Here is an 18659-nt window from a genome sequence, read left to right on the forward strand (position 1 = left end):
CCTCAGAAGTCGTCACCGAGGGCCGAGTCGTCGAAAGTCGTTCCCCCGAATGACTCGTCGCCGGCGTCGTCGTCGCTGCCGAAGGCGTCTGGGGTGTCGAGGGTGGCGTCCAGGTCTCCACCGAGATCGTCGTCGAATCCCACGAGTTCGGCATCGGGGGAGCCGTCGGACGATTCCTCGTCGAGCGGGCCCGGTCCGGGCGCGGCGGTCAGGTCCTCGGTCAGTTCGTGGGACGGATCAAAGGCGGTCTCCACCGCAGAATCCCAGGTCGTGGCCGGTACGGCCAGCTCGCTCGGCGGATCGCTCTCGCGTAGCCAGGACTCGAAGTCGTCCCCGTCGAGCGGGTCGTCCCAACTGGTGGTGTTGTCGGTCATGGTGTTCGACTCCTGCTCGGATCTGCGACGCACGCGGCGTCGGCCCGGATACCGTCATCCGGTCGACTGTCAGGGCGTCGACGGTAATGGACAATTCTCGTCACGTGACTTGGAGTGTCGACGACGCGGAAATGTTCCCGGCGGCACCGACACGGCGCAGAATCGGAAACGGCGCAACGTCACGAGGCAGTGTCCGTGAACTGGAGGACCGATGGCGTGGAGCAACACATGACCGTGCGGGGTCGCGTGGAGCAGTTGCTCGACGAGGTCACTCCCCTCGCGCCCGATCCCGCGCTGATCGGTGTCCTGCGCGCGCAACTGGCGAACCCGCTCACCGTCGCGCTCGTCGGACGCGTCAGCGCCGGCAAGTCGACGCTGCTGAACGCCCTCGTCGGCGACCGCGTCGCACCCACCGAGCGCGCCGAGTGCACGAAGGTCGCCGCCCTGTACACCGAGGGCAACCCGCAGCGCGTCGAGGTCGTCGGCCTCGACGGCACCGTCACCGAGAGCCCCGGAACCATACGCGGCGACCTCGGACGGAGACCCGAGGACATCGACCACGCCGTCGTCTACACCCCGTCCCGCCTGCTCCGCGAGCGATTCCGGGTCATCGACACCCCCGGGCTGTCCGGGTTCACCGACACCGCCGAGATCGCCACCCGCCGCGTCTTCTCCGGGGAGGGTCGGCTGCCGCGACCCGACGTCATCCTGTTCCTCCTCGACGACGCGGCGGGTCCCAAGTCCGACGAGGTGCAGTTCCTCGCCGACGCCGGGGCGTCGGCGCAGAACACGATCCTGGTCATCTCCCACGCCGACCTGATCGCCGCGGACAACCCGATGCTCAAGGCGCAGGAGATCGCCCGACGCGTCTGGCGGCGGTTCCCGGCGATCGCGGGTGCAGTGGTCGCAGTGTCGGGACTCATGGCCGAGGCCGGGGTCTGCGGCGTCACCGAACGGGAGACCGCACAGATCTCCCGTCGCGGACTCCTCGAATCCTGGGAGTTGCTGACCATCCTCGACGGCGCGGCGCCGCCACCACCGGGACTCGACGTCGACCTGCTGGGCAGACTCGAAGAACTGGTCGGTACCTACGCGATGGATGCCGGCGCCGACGTCGCCCGCCAGGGTGCGCGCGCGTATTGCGAATGGCTGCACCGAGTCTCGGGCATCGACGAACTGCGCCTCGCGATCGGACGACGCTTCCTCGCGGTCGGCGACATCCTCAAGGCCCGCACCGCACTGGCCGAACTCCGCGAGGCCGCATATCGCGCTACGCGCCGCGATGCCTTCCTGGAGGCGATCGAGGAGGCCGAGACCGCTCCCGAGCTGCACCGGTTGCGCGAGGTCGCCGCGCTCGAGGCCCTCGCCCGCTGGCAACCCGACAGCGACCTCATCGGCGAGCTGACCCTCGTCGTCGCGAGTCGCGATGTGCGCCTGCTGTTGTCGCTGCCGCCCAATGCCGCGCCACCGCAGATCGCCGACGCCGCGAAGGAACGGGCCACCGACTGCCGCACGCGACGGGCCTTCGCCGCGACATCCGCCGAGAAGGAGGCGTTGCTGGTTCTCGAACAGACCTATCAGCTGGTGCGCCGTGGGCGGTGGACCACATGAGCCGGGGAACAGTCGTGAAACGAGGAGCGGGGCAGTGAGTCTCGAGAAGGCGCCCGCCAAGTCCGCGGTCCCCACCCCCGACGCCACGCTGCGAGCCGCCGTGGACATGCTGCGCAAGCACGGCGAGGACGCCATCGCCGACCGTGCTCTCCGCGTGACGGACCGGCCCGCACCGCAGGGCACCGTCGTGGTGATCGGCGAGGTCAGCCGCGGCAAGAGCTCTCTCGTCAACACCCTCGTCGGTGTGAACGGACTGGCTCCGGTCGACACCGAGATCACCACCTCGGTCTACGTCCGGTTCACCCCCGCGACCGAGGACCTGCCGGTCAATTCGGCACTCATCGAGTTCCCTGGTGCCACCCATCGCATCCCGGTCGCCGACCTCGCCGACTGGATCACCGTCGGCGGTCACTACGCCGCTGGGGTTCCCGCCGAACGCCTCGCGCCCGGCACCGCAGTCGATTCCGTTCTCGTGCCGCCGGTCTCGGCGCGCGTCGGGATCGACTCGCCGTTGCTCCCGGGCGTCACGATCGTCGACACCCCCGGCGTCGGATCGTTGGTTCCCGAACACGTCGAAGCCGCGGTCAGTGCGGCCCGCGGCGCCTCGGTGCTCGTGATGGTGTGCGACGCGACGGCACCGCTGTCGGCCCCCGAACTCGCCTTCCTCAGCAGCGTCAGCGAGGAGGTCGCCTCGGTGGTCCTGGTGGTCACGAAGACCGATCTGGTGATGCGGCAGTGGCGGACGATCGTCGCCGAGAACCGGAAACTCATCGGTGCCAATGCGCCTCGCTTCGCGCACATCCCGATCATCGGCATCTCCAACCGCATCGCCGAGCAGGCCGCCGCCATCACCGATCCCGAACGCCGCGAACGTGCCCTCGCCGCGTCGGGCATCCCCGAACTCGTCGACGCCCTCACGCCGCTGGTCGCCGAAGGTGCGGCCTCGCCGGAACGCAATGCGCTGCAACTGACCTTCGCCGGTCTCGACGACGTCCGCAAACGCCTGGTCCTGGAGATGAAGGCGGCCACTGCGACCCCCGCCGAACGCGCCGACATCGAGGCCGAACGGGATCGGTTGCAGCGACTCAAGGATCGACGACGCGAGTGGCGCGCGCGGCTCAACCAGGACATCACCGCCGCGTCGTTGCAGACCGACGACCTGATCCGCGACCGCTTCGACAAACTCCTCGGCCAATGGTCGACGCGCATCGACAAGCTCCGCTTCTACGAACCGCACCGCGCCGGACAGGAATTGATCGGGCAGATGACCGTCGACCTCGAGGCCGCCGCCCGCGAGGTCAGTGCGTTCTTCGTCGCCGGGATCGAGCGGATCGCGGACAACCTCTTCGCCGACGCCACCATCTCGGGCGAACTCGTCGACCGGATCTCCGGCAATGTGTCCGACCTCAAGCTGCGTGAGCAGGAGAAGATCTCGCCGTGGAAGAACATGGTCGACCCGGTGCTCCTGTCGATCGTCGCCGCCGGCGGACCGCTGGCCATCATCCCGGTGGTCAACGTGGTGGCCGTGCCCGTGTGGGCCGGGGTGGTGGTCGGCTTCCGGGCGTCGAAGGTCGGCAAGGAGAACCACCGCAAGTGGCTGACCAAGGCGGTCAACGACATGAAGGCCGACGTGCGGTCGCAACTGCAGTCGATCAAGTCCGAGGCGAGCGCCGACCTGCAGATCGCCTACGACGAACTGCTGGAACGACTCCTCGCCGAGTCGACGAAGATCATCAACGACGCCGCGGTCGAGGCCAAGAAGTCGGCCGCCGACCGGGAGAAGACCGCCGCCGATCTGCGCACCCGGATCGTGGCGGTCGACAACGTCCGCAAAGCGATCGCCCGGGTCCTCCGGGCGCCCACCGGATGAACGCCGGTCAGTTGTGTAACCATGTGCCTCAGGGCGGATGGTGGGAGGTGGTCAGGTGACACAGGAGAGCCGCCGGCGACTCTGCATCGACTTCGGAACCAGCAACACCGCGGCCGCCTACCGCGTGGGGCCGGCCGAACCGGTCATCGTGCCCCTGGGTTCGGGCGGTCCGGCGATGCCGTCCGCGGTGTTCGCCGACGACGGCGGGATCGTCGTCGGGCACGACGCCGTGCGTCGTCGCGTGCAGGCCCCCGATGCCTACGAGGACTCCCCGAAGTCGCGGATCGACGAGGGCGAGATCGAACTCGGCGACCGGTTCTGGCCGATCGAGGACCTCATCGGCGCGGTCCTGCGGCATGCGCACCAGACCGCGCTGCGCCACAGCGGACTTCCCGAATTCGACTCGATCATCCTGACCCACCCCGACAAGTGGAGCGAACGCCGCAAGGGGGTGCTCAGACGCGCCGCCGAGCGCGCCGGTATCTCCGCCGACCGGCTGCGCATCGCTTCCGAATCCCTGTCCGCCGCTTGGTATTACGTCTACCGTGGACATGACGTCACGGGCGACGAGCGGATGTGCGTCTTCGACTTCGGTGCCGGCACCTGCGACGTCGCCGTCCTCATCCGCGCCGGAGCCGACGGCTTCACCGTCACCGGATCCGGCGGCGACAACAACCTCGGCGGCCGCGACCTCGACGCCCGCATGACGAGATGGGTGCTCGAGGAAGCCGCCGAGATCGACCCCGGACTTCCGGCCCGCCTTCGCGCACCGGCCGCCGCCATCGCCCTCGCCGACCACGTCCGGTCCGCCAAGGAAGCCCTCTCCGACACCGCGCAGGCCGTCATCGAACTGCCCGGCACCCGGCACACGCTGCTGCTGACCCGCCGCGAGTTCGAGTCGATGATCGCGCCGTTCGTCGAACGCGCCGTCGAACTGACCCGCGACGCCATCGCCCGCGCCGACGCCGCCGGCACCGGACCGAAGGGGCCCGTCATCGTCTACGTCACCGGCGGGACCAGCTCCATCCCGATGCTGCAGTCGGCCCTGTCGTCGGTGGGTCGCGTCGCCCGGATCGGCGACCCCAAGGTCGTCGTTGCCCAGGGCGGCCTGCTGCGATCGACCAACGTCGACGTCCACGGGGCTGCCGCTGCCCAGCAGTACGCGGCGCGGCCTACCGATCCGCCGATGTCGGCGACCGCGGTCGACGCCTCCGCACGCCGCATCGCGTTCCCGACCGTCCCGCCCGGCACCGTGATCACCGGTGTCCTCGCCCGCAACGGTCAGGTCGTGCGCGCGGGCGAGCCGCTGGCGACGCTCGACTCGCCGTCGGGCCGGCTCACGGTCGACGCCCCGGTGGCGGGCACCCTGCACGGACTCGACCTGCGTCCCGGGGTCGTCGCACAACCGGGCGTCGTCTTCGGTGCCGTCGGTGCGGCCGATCTCCGGCCCGAACAGTGGTCGCAGCTCCACCGTGCCCCGGCCGGGATCACCGCCGCCCAGCCGGCGTACGCGCAACCCCAACCGATGTATCCGCCGCCCCAGCAGCGCCAACCCCAGTCCCCGTACCCGCCGCGACAACCCGGCACGCCGGCTGCGGGACATGCTGGTGCACACCCCGTTCCGGCGTCCCCGGGCATCAACACCTACGCCCTCGCCGGCCTGATCCTCGGCATCCTCGGGTTCCCGATCTGCCTCGGCACGATCGTCGGCATGGCGCTCACCGTGATCGGCATCAACCGGGCGGAGGGCGGTCGTGACGCCCTGCTGATGACCGCCCTCGGCGTCAACATCCTCGGCACGATCGCCTGGGTGGTGTTCCTGATCTGGATCTTCGTCACCGGCTGAGGGCAACCGAACCGCCACGGCAGTGGGACCTTCGGACCGGCCGAGATGACCTTCGACTCAGGTTCGACGCCGGGGTCCGCGACCACCATGAGAGGTGCCGGCGTCGTCGACCCCTCGGAGCAGCCGTGACCACCTCGAAGTCGTTGTCGGACCATCGGGTCGACGCCCGGCGCAGGCAAGTCGGCTACTCGGTGAGTATCGCCGTGAACGCCGTACTGCTGGTGGCCCTTCTCGGTTGGCCGGGTTGGGAGTCGGTTCCGTTCCTCACCGACGACTTCGGCCGCATCATCGGCTGGGTCGTCGCCGCGCTGGTCGCCGGGATCGTCGCCAACGCCATGTACCTCATCGCCGACCCGCCGATCGTCGAGATGATCGGTGAACTCGCCATCGACACGTTCGGGCTCATTGCGCTGGTCCGTCTCTCGCAGGTCTTCCCATTCGACTTCGGCGACTCCGGGATTCCCTGGTCGACGGTCGCGCGCGTCGTGCTCGCCGTGGGTATCGCCGGTACCGCGATCGCGATGGTCGTCGTCATCGTGCAGACCGCTCTACGAAGGAGATCACCATGACCGATTCGACCGCACCGATCGTCGTCGGAGTCGACGGCTCCGACTGTGCACTGATGGCCGTCCGCTGGGCTGCGGCGGCCGCATCCCGCGAAAACCGTCCGCTGCGCGTGCTGTCCGCGGTCGGCATCTTCCCGGGGGCGTACGCGCCGACCGCGATGATGACGTCGGATGTCGTCGTCGAGGCGATGCAGTCCGATGCCCGGCGCGCGGTCGAGGCCGGGACGGCGGTGGCGAAGGAGACGGCCCCCGATGTGCCGGTCGACGGCACGGTCGTCGGCGGCTCGCCGGTGCTCGCGCTCCGGCACGCGTCCGCTCAGGCGCACAGCCTGGTCGTGGGCAGGCGCGGCGTCGGCGGCGTCCGCGGATTGCTGCTCGGTTCCGTGAGCAATGACGCGGCGATCCACGCCGAATGCCCGGTCATCGTCGTCGGCGGCCCAACACCGACCGCCGGGCCCGTGGTGGTCGGCGTCGACGGTTCGCCGACCTCCACCGCCGCGATCGGTCACGCCTTCCGGCAGGCCGACCTGCTGCAGACGTCGCTGCTCGCGGTGCACACGTTCGGCGGCTTCTCCGGCACCGCGTTCTACGGCGACCAGCACCAGATCATCCGGCAGCTCCGGGACGAGGCGGAGGAGCTGCTGGGCGAACAGCTCGCCGGGTACCCGGAGGACTACCCGGACGTCAAGATCGAGCGCCGGGTCGAGATCGGTTCTCCCGCCGATGCTCTCGTCGATGCCGCCGAGACCGCTCAGCTGGTCGTCGTGGGCACACGCGGCCGCGGCGGAATCCGCGGTCTGCTGCTGGGATCGACCAGCCGGGCTGTCCTGCAGGTCGCGCAGTGCCCGGTGATGGTCACCCACACCGCCCCCCTGACGCGGAGGTCGTGGTGAGGGCTAAGCGCACCGTGGTCGCCTACGCGAGCGCGAACGGATCGACGAAGGAGATCGCCGACCGGGTCGCCGACGGTCTGCGTGCCGCCGGCGCCACGGTTCATCTGTGCGATCTCACCGCCGCCGGTCCGCCGGACCACACCGCCATCGGTGCCGACCATCTCGTCATCGGCAGCGCGATCCACAACGGCCAGTGGCTCTCCGCGGCGGAGCGCTTCGCCGAGATGGTGGCGAACGAACGCGACGGCCCCGTGTGGGCGTTCTCGGTCTCCTCGGTCGGCGAGACCTCCACCTTCCTGTCACCGCGGGTGGCGCGCTTCCTCCGGCCACGCACTCCGCTGCCGCGAGCGGTCGCGGCAATCGAGGCGAGCGGGACCCTGCGGGATCATCGGAAGTTCGCCGGGGCCATCGCCAAGGGCGACTGGCCGGGCGTCGGCCGGATCGTGTTCCGTCTCATGGGCGGCCATTACGGAGACGCCCGGGATTGGGGCGACGTCGATCACTGGTGTCGGCAGATCGTCGACGACAACCGGTGAGCCGCGGCGGATCACACCGGTTGCCACCACGACCCATCTGAATCACCATGAGCGCCGTCGAGCAGTGATGCGCGCGTGCTCTCGCCGACGACGTGGAAGCGGATGGAGTCCCGGCGGCTCACGACCATCAGCGGCCACCACAGGGCACGCACGTAGTCGACCGCGCTGTCGTAGCCGTCCCACTCGTAGACGCCCCGGTACATGTGCTTGTGGTCGGCCGTCATCCACAGTTTCGACACGAATCCGTCGAATCCGGCGAACAAGACCGTGTTGCAAGCGCTTTCGAGCCGGAACAGTCGATGTGCGACCCGGTTGCCTCCCACCCCGCGCAACTGGAAGGCGACGATGAGGCTGACCGGTTCGGTGACCGGGCCGTTGTCGTGAACGGTCTCCCGGTAGACGGTGGCCTGCGTGCCATCGGCGAAGGCGATGACGCGACCGAGGTTCGCCGACGGCTGATGCAGTCGCCGCTGCCGTAGCGATCGCACGACGTCCACCAGGCATCGTCCGAAGGCGCTCAGCGCCTGCGGCCACGGGAGCGGTTGTGGGGTGGACATCTCATGCACCGTTCTTCCGGTCGGCACCTCCGCGGGGACCCGACACAGCCATTCGACGCCGCGCACGCACCACGACGAAGAGACCTTGGTCATCTCGGTCGTCGCCGTTGGTCACTAGGGCTCGCGCCGCAAGAAGAGAATGGTGAGCGTATGAGGCATGTACTGACCTTCGCGGAGCTGGGACTCGAGCAGATGATGGTGGTCGGCGGCAAAGCGGCCAACCTGGGAGAACTCGTCACGGCCGGACTGCCGGTCCCCGACGGTTTCGCGCTGACCGCCGACGCGTTCGCGGAGTCGATGCGGGACGGCGGGGTGCACGAGGACCTGGTCGCCACCCATCGCGAGGCCCTGTCGGCGGTCGGTGACGATGCCCGGCTCGCCGACCTGAGCCGCCGGATGGCCGAGATGGTCACCAAGGTCGGCATCACCCCGAGGATCGTCGACGAGGTGCTCGCCGCCTACCGGAGCCTCGACTCGGATGCCGGCCCGAACGGGTCCGGCGGGAACGGGTCTGGCGCCAACGTGGCGGTGCGGTCGTCGGCGGTCGGGGAGGACGGCAAGGATGCGTCGTTCGCGGGCATGAACGCGTCCTTCACCAATGTCGGCTCCGCCGACGAGCTGCTGGGTGCGATCGTGCGGTGCTGGGCGTCGCTGTTCTCCCCGCGGGTCGTCTCCTATCGAGCTGAGAAGGGTCTGTCCTCGGATCCGCTCATGGCGGTGGTGGTGCAGAAGATGGTGTCCTCGGAGGTCGCCGGGATCGTCTTCACCGCCGACCCCGTCACCGGCGATCTCGACCATCTCGTCGTCGAAGCCGTCGAAGGACTCGGCGAGGCGGTGGTGTCCGGTGCGGTCACCCCCGACACCTTCCTGGTCGCGAGGGCGGACTGTTCGGTTCTCGAGACCAGCATGGGCAACCAGGAATTCCGGATCGTGCGGGGCAGCGACGGTCACGACCGCCGCGAGCCGGTGGCGCCCGGGAGGACCACGCCGGTCATCGACCCGACGACCGTCCAGACGATCGCGCGGATGGCGCTGCGAGCCGAACGTCATTACGCGCGCCCGCAGGACATGGAGTGGGCCATCGATCCGCAGCACCGGATCTGGATCGTCCAGTCCCGGCCGATCACCACCGGTGTGGACACCTCGGACGAGTCGTCGAAGCCGGTTCTGCTCCGCGGTCTCGCCGCCGCCCCGGGCATCGCCAGCGGCGAGGTCCGCATCCTGCATTCCCCGCGTGACGGGCACCAACTCATCGACGGCGAGGTGCTCGTCGCGCCGATGACCGACCCCGACTGGTTGCCGACCATCCGCCGCGCCTCGGCCGTGGTCACCGATCGCGGCGGGATCACCTGTCACGCCGCGATCGTCGCCCGCGAGGTCGGCGTCCCGTGCATCGTCGGAACCCGAACGGGCACCAAGGTTCTCACGGCCGGATCGGTGGTGACGGTCGACGGTGGCTCCGGTGAGGTCAGGTCCGGTCGCGTCGCACCGCAGCGGGCCACGGTCACCGAGGTCTCGGCGTCATCGGGGGCGCAGGGGCAGCCGGCGGTGGTGACGGCGACCAAGATCTACGTGAACCTCGGGTCGCCCGAGCACGCCGCCGAGGTCGGCGCGACCGGCGTCGACGGCGTGGGTCTGCTCCGCGCCGAATTCATGCTGACCGAGGCGCTGTCGGGGCGTCATCCGCGTGCGGTCATCGCCGCCGGCGAGACCGAGGCGGCCATCTCGGCCATGGCGGACGCCCTGGGACGCATCGCCGGTCCGTTCGGCACCCGGCCGGTGGTGTACCGGACAACCGACCTGCGCACCAACGAGTTCCGCGGACTCGAGGGCGGGCAGGAGTTCGAACCCGAGGAACGCAACCCGATGATCGGCTTCCGCGGCTGCTATCGGTACGTCTCGGAGCCCGAGGTGTTCCGGCTCGAACTCGCGGCGCTCGCGCGGGCCCGGGAGACGCACCCCAATCTGCACGTGATGCTGCCCTTCGTCCGGACCCGCTGGGAACTCGAACGCTGCCTCGAACTCATCGACGAGAGTCCGCTCGGACGCCAACGCGGCCTGCATCGCTGGGTGATGGCCGAGGTGCCGTCGGTGATGTACTGGCTCCCCGAATACGTCGAGGCCGGCATCGACGGGGTGTCGATCGGCAGCAACGACCTCACCCAGCTGATCCTCGGCGTCGACCGCGACTCCGAATCCTGCGCCGAACTGTTCGACGGCAGCGACCCGGCCGTCCTCGACGCCATCGCGACGATCATCTCCACCGCCCGCCGCTGCGGGATCACCTCGTCGCTGTGCGGGCAGGCGCCGTCGACCAACCCGGACTTCGCCGAGCGCCTCGTGCGGATGGGGATCACCTCCGTGTCGGTCAATCCCGACGCCATCGCCACGACCCGTCTGCACGTCGCCCGCGCCGAACAGCGACTGCTCGTCGAAGCCGTCCTCGACGCACCCGGACGGTAGGTGTCGGATGTTTGTCTGCCCCACCATCGCGGCGGTCTCGGAGAATGAAGGGAGGATGGCAGATGAGAGCTGTTGAGCGCGCCGCCATTCGTGTCCACATCCTGGGTATCGGCCTGAACGAAGACGCGTCAGACCATCGGATGCTCGACGAACTCCATCGCCGCGGCTACCGCCTCCAGTCGCGCGAGCTCCGGTCGGTTCTGAACGAACTCGTCGGACGCGGGCTCGTCGGTGTCCGAGAGGCATCGGCGGGGTACCCGGGGCGTCGAACCTACGAGACCACCCCGGCCGGCCGGATGTCCTGGGCGGAGGAATGCCGGGCCCTGAGCAAACTCACGCACGAGGTGTTCGGGACCCGCGTACCTCCGCTGCCGCCACAGGTCGGCATCGACGATTCGCAGGCATGGTTGTCGACGCGGGACCTCGAGGACGCCGAAGACGGCTGAGCAGGAGGTTCCGCGGAATCTCACCGGTGGCTGTCGATGTCCAACTCGAGCCACTCGGCCTCCCATCGACGCATCCGGTGCCGGTCGGCGGCCGCCCGGACCAGCAAGACCAGCCCCCACCAGCCCATGGCGGTCAGCATCACGACGCCGAGCCCCGCCATGACGCCCTCGACGACGGCGTCGGTGTGGGTGACCGGCGGGTCCGCGACGCGCTGCTCGTCGTCGAGCCAGATGAGGCGGACCCGGCCGACGCGGTCCTGCCGTTCGGAGTCCACGGCGGCGGTGAGGCGTGCGCCGTCGGGCCGCCGCCAGGCGACGATCGTCGGGCTGTCGTCCTGCTTCGGAGTCGTGATGACGGTGGCGCTCACCGAATGCCGCGGTCCCTGGACCTCGGCGGCGGCTTTGTGTGCCGCGTAGGTGTTGCCGCCGACGGTCAGGGCGGCGAGTAGACCTGCCAGCGCCGACACGCAGAGAGCCAGCAGCACAGTGGTTTCCAGCCGATCCAGCGGCCGGACCAGCCGGTTCGACGAAGCGTGCATCAGCCGCCAGCTGTGCAGTTCACGGGCGAGGAACCGCAACATCGCGGACTCCTGTCGAGGTGGTCGGTTCGTCCCCGCCCTGATCGAGCCGGAAGGGTGGGTACTCGTCACACATCAGCGCCGCATACACCCACACCCGGTACTGCCAGCGATTGATGCCCATCGCGAAGTCGAACAGCCCGCGCGGGTAGGTGCCGGTGAAGAGCAGCGCGACTGCGGCGAAGAACACCACGAAGGCCAGCACGGGCGCGATGGTCAGACGGCCGTCGTCGCCTTGTGCCGCGTAGCCGACGGCCAGCGGCCCGCCCAGCCATCCGCCGGCGAGCACCGCGAGGACCAGGTAGTGGGGGATCGCCAGCAACCACCACTTCACCAGCACGAGGCCGCGCGACAATCGCTCGGGATAGACGACGTCGAAGTCGGCGGGATAGTCGGTTCGGCGCAGCGCGAACGGCGGATACCGATCGGTGGCCAACGCGGAGTGCGTGTAAAAGGCGACGCGCCAGTTCCAGCGGATGACACCCACGTTGAAGTCGAACAGTCCGCGCGGATAGCGGCCGGTGAACAGGATCGCGAAGCCGGCCACGACCGTGCCGAAGAAGAACGCGATGTCCAGCACGACCAGGACCAGGAAGTGCGGGATCGCCAGCAACCATTTGAGCAGCCAGAGCCATCGCGACAGCGGTTCGTCGAGATGTCCGGTCAGCGTCACTGCGTGCATCGTCTCGAGTCCTCCCGTCGAAGCCCTCTGAATCGAGTGAAACCCGCCGGGCCCGGGAAAGGAAGGGTCTTCGGTGGTGTGTAGAGGGTCGATGTGCCGACCGCGACTGGGTAATAGGGCCCAATACGCATTCGTCGGTGTTCCGGAATGACCGATTCTTCGCATCATCAGTCGTTCGACTCACACTTTTCCGTAATTCCAGCTATGGTGATCGTGCGCTTCGTTAACGGCATCGAAGGGGGTGCTCGGGGCGTAGGGGGTCGACACCGGGGTGGGCAGATTCCACGCCGGAGCATTTGTGGTCTACGTGTGTGGAGGGCTCAGTTGACCAGTACTCTCTCGGCGCGCGCGTCTAAGCGCAGCACCAGGAAATTTCTCGAACCGTCGGCAATCGCCGAAGCCATCGCCATCGAGCAACACATCGTGTTGCCCGGATATCAGGCGCTGACCCACTATTCGTCGACTTTCGGGCTGACCGAACATCGGGTTCGGGAGATCGACGAGGCGGCGCGACGCCATCAGGCGATCGTCGCCCAACTGCGGCGGATGCATGCGGATGCGCTTGCCGCGGAAACCATTTCGTCCGCACATCAAGAGGCGATGGCTGCGCTGGGGCTCCTCGAGCCCAGCCGGGCCGAGGCCGTCGGCGTCACCCCGCCGCGGCCGGTGCAGGTGTGCCACATCATCCAGTCATATCCGGGTCGCCTCGGGGATCCCGCCTCGCGGGCGATCGTCTCGCTGGCCTTCCTGGTCGTCGCGGTGCATGCCCTGACCGATCCGACGAACTGCGGAACCGCTTCCCCCGCACTCAATCTGGTGCCGCCACCGCTGCACCGCGACCGTGCGCTGCTCGAGAAGGTGCTCGTCCACGCGGTGGCCGCGCTCGACGAGCCGTCGATCGCGGAACTGACCGGGTTCATCGCCGAGGCCAGTGCGTCGTTCGCCGGCTGGTCGACTGAGACGCAGCGCGGCTTGTCGGTGCTGCGCTACAACCCGCATTCGCTGCGCTCGTCGTGCCGAGGCGTGGGACTCGGCGAGATCGACGTCCGTATCGCTGTCTGACGGCGCCGTCTGATCGCCGGTCCGTGGTTACCCTGACGGGGTGACCACGTCGGTTTCGCAACGCTACCGGTGGCTGTTGCACGTCGACCTCGACCAGTTCCAGGTCTCGGTCGAACGACTGCGCAGTCCGGAGCTCGTCGGTGTCCCGGTCATCGTCGGCGGCAACGGCGACCCGACCGAGGCCCGCAAGGTCGTGACCTGCGCGTCGTATGAAGCGCGGGACGTCGGCGTGCGGGCCGGGATGCCGCTGCGTGCTGCCTACAAGAAGTTGCCCGATGCGGTGTACCTCCCGCTGGACATGGGGGCGTACGACGCCGCATCGGCCGACGTCATGGACGTGCTGCGCGGAACCGGCCACCCCGTCGAGGTGTGGGGCTGGGACGAGGCGTACCTCGGCGTCGGCGTGCGGGGCGCCGAGGTCGAGGAGTTCGACGACGCCGGCATCGTCGACTTCGCCGAACGGGTCCGGCACGAGATCCTCGACCGGTGCGGCCTGATGAGCTGCGTCGGCATCAGCGACAACAAGCAGCGCGCCAAGATGGCCACCGGCTTCGCCAAGCGGCCGCCCGGCGCCACACCCGACGACGGCGTGGGTGCGCCGCGCGTGTTCCTGCTCGACGACCGCAACTGGCTGGACCTGATGGGGGCGAGGCCGACTCGCGACCTGTGGAGCGTGGGACCGAAGACGTCGGCCAAACTCGCCGCCACCGGCGTCGAGACCGTCAACGACCTGATCGCCGCACCTCGCGACGATCTGATCGCCACCTTCGGTCCGCACCAGGGCAACTGGCTGTACGTCCTGTGCCGCGGCGGCGGGGATTCGACGATCACCGCCGAACCGTGGCTCGCCCGGTCGCACTCCAAGTCTCGGACCTTCGCCACCGACATCGCGGACCCGTCCGAGATGCGTACCGCGGCCGCCGAACTCTTGCGTGAGCTGCTCGATCAGGTGATCGCCGAGGAACGCCTACCGTTCCGCGTCGCGGTGACCGTCCGGACCACGACCTTCTACACGCGCACCAAGTCCCGGAAACTCCCTGCGCCGAGTCTCGACTTCGACCAGCTCGAAGCGGTGGTCGCCGACCTGCTCACCAAGTTCGACATCGATCACCCGGTCCGTCTCCTCGGCGTGCGCCTCGACCTGGTGACCGACGAGGAGAACTGACTGACTATCCCTGCGCAACCAGCAGTGGCACAAGCTGTTCGGCGGCCGTCCAGGCGCCGTGGTGGCCGATCATCATCGACTCCATCGTCTCGTTCTTCGACCGCGTCAACGTGACCGATTCCCGAGCCACCGCGACCACATCCCCGATCCGATTCGCCACCGCATCGGTCACCTCGCGGCCGAACCAGCCCTCGTCGAGGGTCTGCTCGCGCGAGACGACGTGTGCGGCATCGCCCAGATGCCCCGACCATGCCTTCAGCACGTCGTCGGCAGCACCGGGCGTCGCGTACACATGCCGCGCTCGCGCCTCGCCGGCCACGGCGTCGACACCCTCGAGAAGCCCTGGCGCGGTGTCGATGTCGATGGCGCGGTCGGCAGTGATCATGCCGTGATCGCCGGTGACGAGCAGTGTTGTGCCGGACGGCAACTCCGCGGCGAGCTCGGCCACCAGCTGGTCGACGAGCCGGAGCTTCTCCAGCCACGCCGACGACCCCGGGCCGTGGATGTGTCCCGCCATGTCCAACTCGCTGTAGTAGGCGTAGACGAACCGACGATGGCGACTGTGTCCCCGCACCGCCGCCACGACGCCGTCGCGCACCCCGTCGGGCGTCACTGCCGGTACGTACTGGCCGGGCGCGCGGAACGCCGCCAGGGTCAGGCCGGACCCGCGGAACTCGCCGGGCATCACGTACGTCACCCGAACACCTTTGTCGGCAAGCGTTTCCAGGCTCCCGGGATGTGTACGAACCAGCGCAGGAGGATAGGTGACCAGCGCCGACGGTCCCTGCGCGTCATCGAGACTCCAGCGCAGCGAGTTCAGCACCCGTCGGGAACCCCGTGTCCGGCAGTCGTCGTCGGGCCGGAAGCTGTAGCCGATGATCCCGTGCACGCCGCAGGGTGCGCCGACCGTCAGACTCAGGATGCTGGTCGCCGTCGTCGCCGGGAATCCCGCACGCAGAGTGGTCGCGGTCAGCTCCCGCAGGGTCGGCGCGAACTCCGCGTACTCCTCGAGCAGCGTCGCGCCCAGTCCGTCGATCAGCAGAACCACCACCGAATCGCCCGGAGGCACAACGAGATCCGCGCTGTCAGAAACGCTCAGGGCGACCGACGCTGCCGGCAGAACGTCGGCGAGAGTGTGCGGGTACCGCCCCCAGTCGGCGGGTGTCAGTTCGTCGGGAGTCAGTTCGCCGCTCACCGCACCCCCGAGCCCGCCGGACCGAACACGTAGTGACCCGACCGCAGAAACCGCACCGACCGTCGGGCATCACCCTCGAGAAGCAACGGCGACATCGCATCCCGCAGCACGATCCGCCACCGCGCCGCGTCGAGCGGATGACTCACCCGCATCGCTTCGACGTCCCGCGGCAACGCCACCACCACTGTCGCGTCGGGGTCCAACCGCTCGTGATGGGCGACCGGACGCGACCGATCGGAATCGTCGATCACCGGCACCGCACCGCCGGCGATCAGCGCCTCGACACTTCCGACGCCGTCCACGCTGCTGGGCAGTTCGTCGTGCAGCGCCCACGACATCAACACCCGATCCGAGTCCACGCCGCCGCCCAACTCATCACCGAGCTCGCCGTAGAAGTCCTCGTAGTAGTGGATGGGCTCGGCGCCCAGCTTGGTGATGTTGAAATACGCATTGCGCGCGACCAGCGGATCGAAGGTCCACGTGATCGTCGTGAGTCCACGTGCCAGCGCCCACTGCCGCTGATGCATCTTCAGCAGGTAACCCACATGGTGGCCGCGGCCGCGTCGGGAGACCCCGGTGATGTGGCTGTGCAGGGCCTCACCGGCCGGTGCCGACAGGAACGCCACGCTTCCACCGGCCAGGTGATCACCGATGAAGGCGCCGGAGACGTAGTTGCCCGAATGCGACAACGCCCGCAGCATGTCGATGCCCACCGGGCGTCTCGTCGGGTCGGGTCGCCAGACGTCGTCGAAGACCCGCATCAGTTCTTCGAGTTCGTCGGGGGAGGACAGCTCGCGAACCTCGACGGAACCGAATCCAGCTGGGCGTACCTCGACAGGAGCCGGTGAATGCGACATGTCCTCGATTGTTTCACCGCGTCCGGCGGGAGTTGGCCGGGTTGGGCGACTCCGTCCGACCCGGACCCACTCCTTAGGATGGGGGCCATGTCACCCACCGTCCGCACGCCCGACGCGTTCACGCGCGTCGCCGCGGCCGGTGTGGTGCCCACCGTCGCGATCGCCGCGCACGGTGCAGCCGGCGGACATGCGCTCAGCTCGGGCGGTGTGGTTCTCACCGTCGCGATCGGCGTGGCCGCGGCGATGCTCCTGCAGCTGGCGACCCGGGGCCGACGCCTGGTCCCGGCTGCTGCATCGGCCGTCGGCGTCCTGACTGCCGCGCAGGTCGCGAGCCACTGGTCGCTCGCCGCCGACGCCGCGCACGTCACCCACGACGCCCCCGCGCTGCCGATGTTGCTGACGCACTTCGTCGCGATACCGCTCAGCGCGGTACTGATCGTCGTCGGTGCGCAGCTGCTGGCCGTCATCGGGTCGGTCTTCGCGTTCCTCACCCCGCCCGCCGTACTGCGCGTGCCCGGTGCGCGCCCGGTCTTCTGGACTCAACCCGCTGTTGTCGCCGGTCCCGCCGTCGGCGGCACCGGTGTTCGCGGACCTCCGCTCGGACTCTGACGCCGCGCCGCCACACCGAACCCGCGACGGTTCGGTGCTGTCGTGCGCGCGTTACGCATCGAATGTCCGAACTCTTGAGAAAAGAATCCAGATGAAGAAGCTTGTCTCGTCGCGGGCCACGGTCGCCCGCCGTCTCGTCCTTCCCGCCGCCGCTGCCGCCGTCGTCGGCGTCTCCTCCCTCACCGGCGCGGGCGCGGCATCGGCGCATGTCAGCGCCAACGCCCCGACCGTGACCCAGGGCGGGTACGGCGTGGTCAACCTGGTCGTCCCCAACGAGTCCGAGGTGGCGCCGACGACGTCGATCCGGGTCACCCTCCCCGGTCTGAAGTCGGCCCGCCCGGAGGTGATGGCCGGATGGAAGACCGTCGTCACCAAGAAGGACGACCTGGTCACCGAACTCACCTGGACCGCCGAGCCGGGTTCGCCGGGCATCCCCGTCGGACAGTTCGCGCAGTTCAGCTTCGCCGGCGGTCCCTTCCCCGAGCAGGAGACCGTCGAACTGCCGACGCTGCAGACCTACGCCGACGGTGAGAAGGCCGACTGGAACCAGCCGACCCCGGCCGACGGCACCGAGCCCGAGAAGCCCGCACCGATGATCACCATCCCCGTGGGCGAGGCCGGGCACGGCCAGCACCACGCCGCCCCCGAGACCACGGACGCGGCTGCGTCGCAAACGGCGGAGACCGCCCAGGCCGACTCCGCAGCCCGCTGGCTCGGCGGCATCGGACTGGTCGTCGGCGCGCTGGGCACCGTCTTCGGTGTCGCGGCGCTGATGGTGGTCCGACGCAACGGTCGCGGCAATGCGTAAGCGCGTGATGCCGCTGAGCCGGTCCATCCTGCTGACCTTGGCCGCGCTGGCGTGCCTGGGCCTGGTCGGTACCTGGTCGGCGCCCGCCGCCTCGGCGCATTCGCGGCTCGTCTCCTCCGACCCCGCCGACGGTGCGAGGCTGCCCGCCGGTCCGCAGACCGTCACGCTGACCTTCAACGAGGGCATCCAGTCCGCGTATGCGGTGCTCAACGTCGTCGGACCCGACGATCACTTCTGGCAGTCCGGCGACCCGAACGTCGACGGCAGCAAGGTGAGCGTCGGCGTGCGGGAACTCGGACCGACCGGAAAGTACACGATCAACTACCGGGTGACCTCCGCCGACGGACACGTCATCAGCGGGCAGCGCAGCTTCGAGCTGACGGTCGCCGGCAACGGCGAACCGGGCCCGCTCGCCGACGCCTCCGCCGATCAATCCGACGACGGAATCCCGGTGTGGTACTTCATCGTCGGCGCCGTCGTGGTCCTGGTGCTGGGTCTTGGAATCGTGTTCTGGCTGACCCGTCCCAAGACTCGGAGCTGA

18 protein-coding genes and 1 pseudogene are annotated in these 18659 nt (G+C 69.1%); 13 read left to right on the forward strand and 6 right to left on the reverse strand.

Features of this window, described 5'->3' with window-relative positions; translation table 11 throughout:
• Positions 1-2: 2 nt before the first annotated feature.
• Positions 3-374 (reverse strand): hypothetical protein, encoded by a 372-nt coding sequence (locus GKZ92_RS05180; protein ID WP_006358256.1) that lies wholly within the window; start codon positions 372-374, stop codon positions 3-5.
• Positions 375-602: 228 nt separating this feature from the next.
• Between GKZ92_RS05180 and GKZ92_RS05185 the strand changes: the two genes are divergently transcribed.
• From GKZ92_RS05185 to GKZ92_RS05210, 6 genes are all read left to right on the forward strand, one after another.
• Positions 603-1985 (forward strand): dynamin family protein, encoded by a 1383-nt coding sequence (locus tag GKZ92_RS05185; RefSeq protein WP_230461901.1) that lies wholly within the window; start codon positions 603-605, stop codon positions 1983-1985.
• A 34-nt stretch (positions 1986-2019) separates the two neighbouring features.
• Complete coding sequence (locus GKZ92_RS05190) at positions 2020-3855, forward strand: dynamin family protein (protein ID WP_155225046.1); 1836 nt, start codon at positions 2020-2022, stop codon at positions 3853-3855.
• Between the two features lie 55 nt (positions 3856-3910).
• Complete coding sequence (locus tag GKZ92_RS05195; protein WP_155225047.1) at positions 3911-5701, forward strand: Hsp70 family protein; 1791 nt, start codon at positions 3911-3913, stop codon at positions 5699-5701.
• 125 nt (positions 5702-5826) lie between these two features.
• On the forward strand, positions 5827-6270 hold the full coding sequence (locus GKZ92_RS05200; RefSeq protein WP_155225048.1) for a hypothetical protein: 444 nt from the start codon (positions 5827-5829) through the stop codon (positions 6268-6270).
• Positions 6267-7160 carry a universal stress protein gene (locus GKZ92_RS05205; RefSeq protein WP_075862945.1) on the forward strand — a complete coding sequence of 298 codons (894 nt, stop codon included), beginning with the start codon at positions 6267-6269 and terminating at the stop codon, positions 7158-7160. Before GKZ92_RS05200 ends, GKZ92_RS05205 begins: the two co-directional genes overlap by 4 nt.
• On the forward strand, positions 7157-7696 hold the full coding sequence (locus GKZ92_RS05210; RefSeq protein ID WP_006358262.1) for a flavodoxin domain-containing protein: 540 nt from the start codon (positions 7157-7159) through the stop codon (positions 7694-7696). The genes GKZ92_RS05205 and GKZ92_RS05210 overlap by 4 nt, the downstream gene beginning before the upstream one ends.
• An 11-nt stretch (positions 7697-7707) precedes the next feature.
• Here GKZ92_RS05210 and GKZ92_RS05215 read toward each other — a convergent pair whose 3' ends face one another.
• Positions 7708-8253, reverse strand: coding sequence for a hypothetical protein (locus GKZ92_RS05215; protein ID WP_230461902.1), 546 nt, complete (start codon positions 8251-8253; stop codon positions 7708-7710).
• Between the two features lie 150 nt (positions 8254-8403).
• On the opposite strand from GKZ92_RS05215, the gene ppsA reads away from it, so the two are divergent.
• Together ppsA and GKZ92_RS05225 are read left to right on the forward strand one after the other, a co-directional pair.
• Positions 8404-10716 carry a phosphoenolpyruvate synthase gene (gene ppsA / locus GKZ92_RS05220; RefSeq protein WP_155225049.1) on the forward strand — a complete coding sequence of 771 codons (2313 nt, stop codon included), beginning with the start codon at positions 8404-8406 and terminating at the stop codon, positions 10714-10716.
• A gap of 62 nt (positions 10717-10778) precedes the next feature.
• Entirely contained in the window at positions 10779-11162 is a 384-nt protein-coding gene (locus GKZ92_RS05225) for a hypothetical protein (RefSeq protein ID WP_006358265.1), read from the forward strand.
• Positions 11163-11182: 20 nt separating this feature from the next.
• Here the strand turns inward: GKZ92_RS05225 and GKZ92_RS05230 are convergent, their stop codons facing one another.
• Both GKZ92_RS05230 and GKZ92_RS05235 read right to left on the reverse strand, forming a co-directional pair.
• Entirely contained in the window at positions 11183-11743 is a 561-nt protein-coding gene (locus GKZ92_RS05230; RefSeq protein WP_035753237.1) for an Rv1733c family protein, read from the reverse strand.
• Positions 11721-12407: pseudogene (locus GKZ92_RS05235) on the reverse strand (DUF4389 domain-containing protein); the annotation flags it as partial. The gene GKZ92_RS05230 and the pseudogene GKZ92_RS05235, both read right to left, overlap by 23 nt.
• A gap of 339 nt (positions 12408-12746) precedes the next feature.
• On the opposite strand from GKZ92_RS05235, the gene GKZ92_RS05240 reads away from it, so the two are divergent.
• Together GKZ92_RS05240 and GKZ92_RS05245 are read left to right on the forward strand one after the other, a co-directional pair.
• Positions 12747-13484, forward strand: coding sequence for a hypothetical protein (locus GKZ92_RS05240; protein WP_155225051.1), 738 nt, complete (start codon positions 12747-12749; stop codon positions 13482-13484).
• Between the two features lie 40 nt (positions 13485-13524).
• A complete protein-coding gene (locus GKZ92_RS05245; protein WP_155225052.1) occupies positions 13525-14649 on the forward strand; it encodes a DNA polymerase IV in 1125 nt (374 codons plus the stop codon).
• 4 nt (positions 14650-14653) lie between these two features.
• On the opposite strand, the gene GKZ92_RS05250 is transcribed toward GKZ92_RS05245, so the two are convergent.
• Together GKZ92_RS05250 and GKZ92_RS05255 are read right to left on the reverse strand one after the other, a co-directional pair.
• Entirely contained in the window at positions 14654-15844 is a 1191-nt protein-coding gene (locus GKZ92_RS05250; protein ID WP_155225053.1) for an alkaline phosphatase family protein, read from the reverse strand.
• Positions 15841-16701: a GNAT family N-acetyltransferase gene (locus GKZ92_RS05255; protein WP_006358271.1), complete on the reverse strand. Its 861-nt coding sequence runs from the start codon at positions 16699-16701 to the stop codon at positions 15841-15843. Before GKZ92_RS05255 ends, GKZ92_RS05250 begins: the two co-directional genes overlap by 4 nt.
• Positions 16702-16788: 87 nt before the next feature.
• Here GKZ92_RS05255 and GKZ92_RS05260 point away from each other — a divergent pair, with 87 nt between their 5' ends.
• The 3 genes from GKZ92_RS05260 to GKZ92_RS05270 all read left to right on the forward strand — a co-directional run bounded on the left by GKZ92_RS05260 (position 16789) and on the right by GKZ92_RS05270 (position 18659).
• On the forward strand, positions 16789-17310 hold the full coding sequence (locus GKZ92_RS05260) for a hypothetical protein (protein ID WP_006358272.1): 522 nt from the start codon (positions 16789-16791) through the stop codon (positions 17308-17310).
• A 91-nt stretch (positions 17311-17401) separates the two neighbouring features.
• Positions 17402-18118 (forward strand): YcnI family copper-binding membrane protein, encoded by a 717-nt coding sequence (locus GKZ92_RS05265; RefSeq protein ID WP_006358273.1) that lies wholly within the window; start codon positions 17402-17404, stop codon positions 18116-18118.
• Positions 18111-18659: a copper resistance CopC family protein gene (locus GKZ92_RS05270; RefSeq protein ID WP_155225054.1), complete on the forward strand. Its 549-nt coding sequence runs from the start codon at positions 18111-18113 to the stop codon at positions 18657-18659. The genes GKZ92_RS05265 and GKZ92_RS05270 overlap by 8 nt, the downstream gene beginning before the upstream one ends.

The organism is Gordonia sp. 135 (genome assembly GCF_009720185.1).
In the GTDB taxonomy this organism is placed as follows: domain Bacteria; phylum Actinomycetota; class Actinomycetes; order Mycobacteriales; family Mycobacteriaceae; genus Gordonia; species Gordonia alkanivorans.

Coding starts and splice junctions, on each gene's coding strand:
- GKZ92_RS05180 (WP_006358256.1), bottom strand. CDS start 374: ATGACCGACAACACCACCAGTTGGGACGACCCGCTCGACGGGGACGAC.
- GKZ92_RS05185 (WP_230461901.1), top strand. CDS start 603: ATGACCGTGCGGGGTCGCGTGGAGCAGTTGCTCGACGAGGTCACTCCC.
- GKZ92_RS05205 (WP_075862945.1), top strand. CDS start 6,267: ATGACCGATTCGACCGCACCGATCGTCGTCGGAGTCGACGGCTCCGAC.
- GKZ92_RS05215 (WP_230461902.1), bottom strand. CDS start 8,253: ATGTCCACCCCACAACCGCTCCCGTGGCCGCAGGCGCTGAGCGCCTTC.
- ppsA (WP_155225049.1), top strand. CDS start 8,404: ATGAGGCATGTACTGACCTTCGCGGAGCTGGGACTCGAGCAGATGATG.
- GKZ92_RS05225 (WP_006358265.1), top strand. CDS start 10,779: ATGAGAGCTGTTGAGCGCGCCGCCATTCGTGTCCACATCCTGGGTATC.
- GKZ92_RS05230 (WP_035753237.1), bottom strand. CDS start 11,743: ATGTTGCGGTTCCTCGCCCGTGAACTGCACAGCTGGCGGCTGATGCAC.
- GKZ92_RS05255 (WP_006358271.1), bottom strand. CDS start 16,701: ATGTCGCATTCACCGGCTCCTGTCGAGGTACGCCCAGCTGGATTCGGT.
- GKZ92_RS05260 (WP_006358272.1), top strand. CDS start 16,789: ATGTCACCCACCGTCCGCACGCCCGACGCGTTCACGCGCGTCGCCGCG.
- GKZ92_RS05265 (WP_006358273.1), top strand. CDS start 17,402: ATGAAGAAGCTTGTCTCGTCGCGGGCCACGGTCGCCCGCCGTCTCGTC.
- GKZ92_RS05270 (WP_155225054.1), top strand. CDS start 18,111: ATGCGTAAGCGCGTGATGCCGCTGAGCCGGTCCATCCTGCTGACCTTG.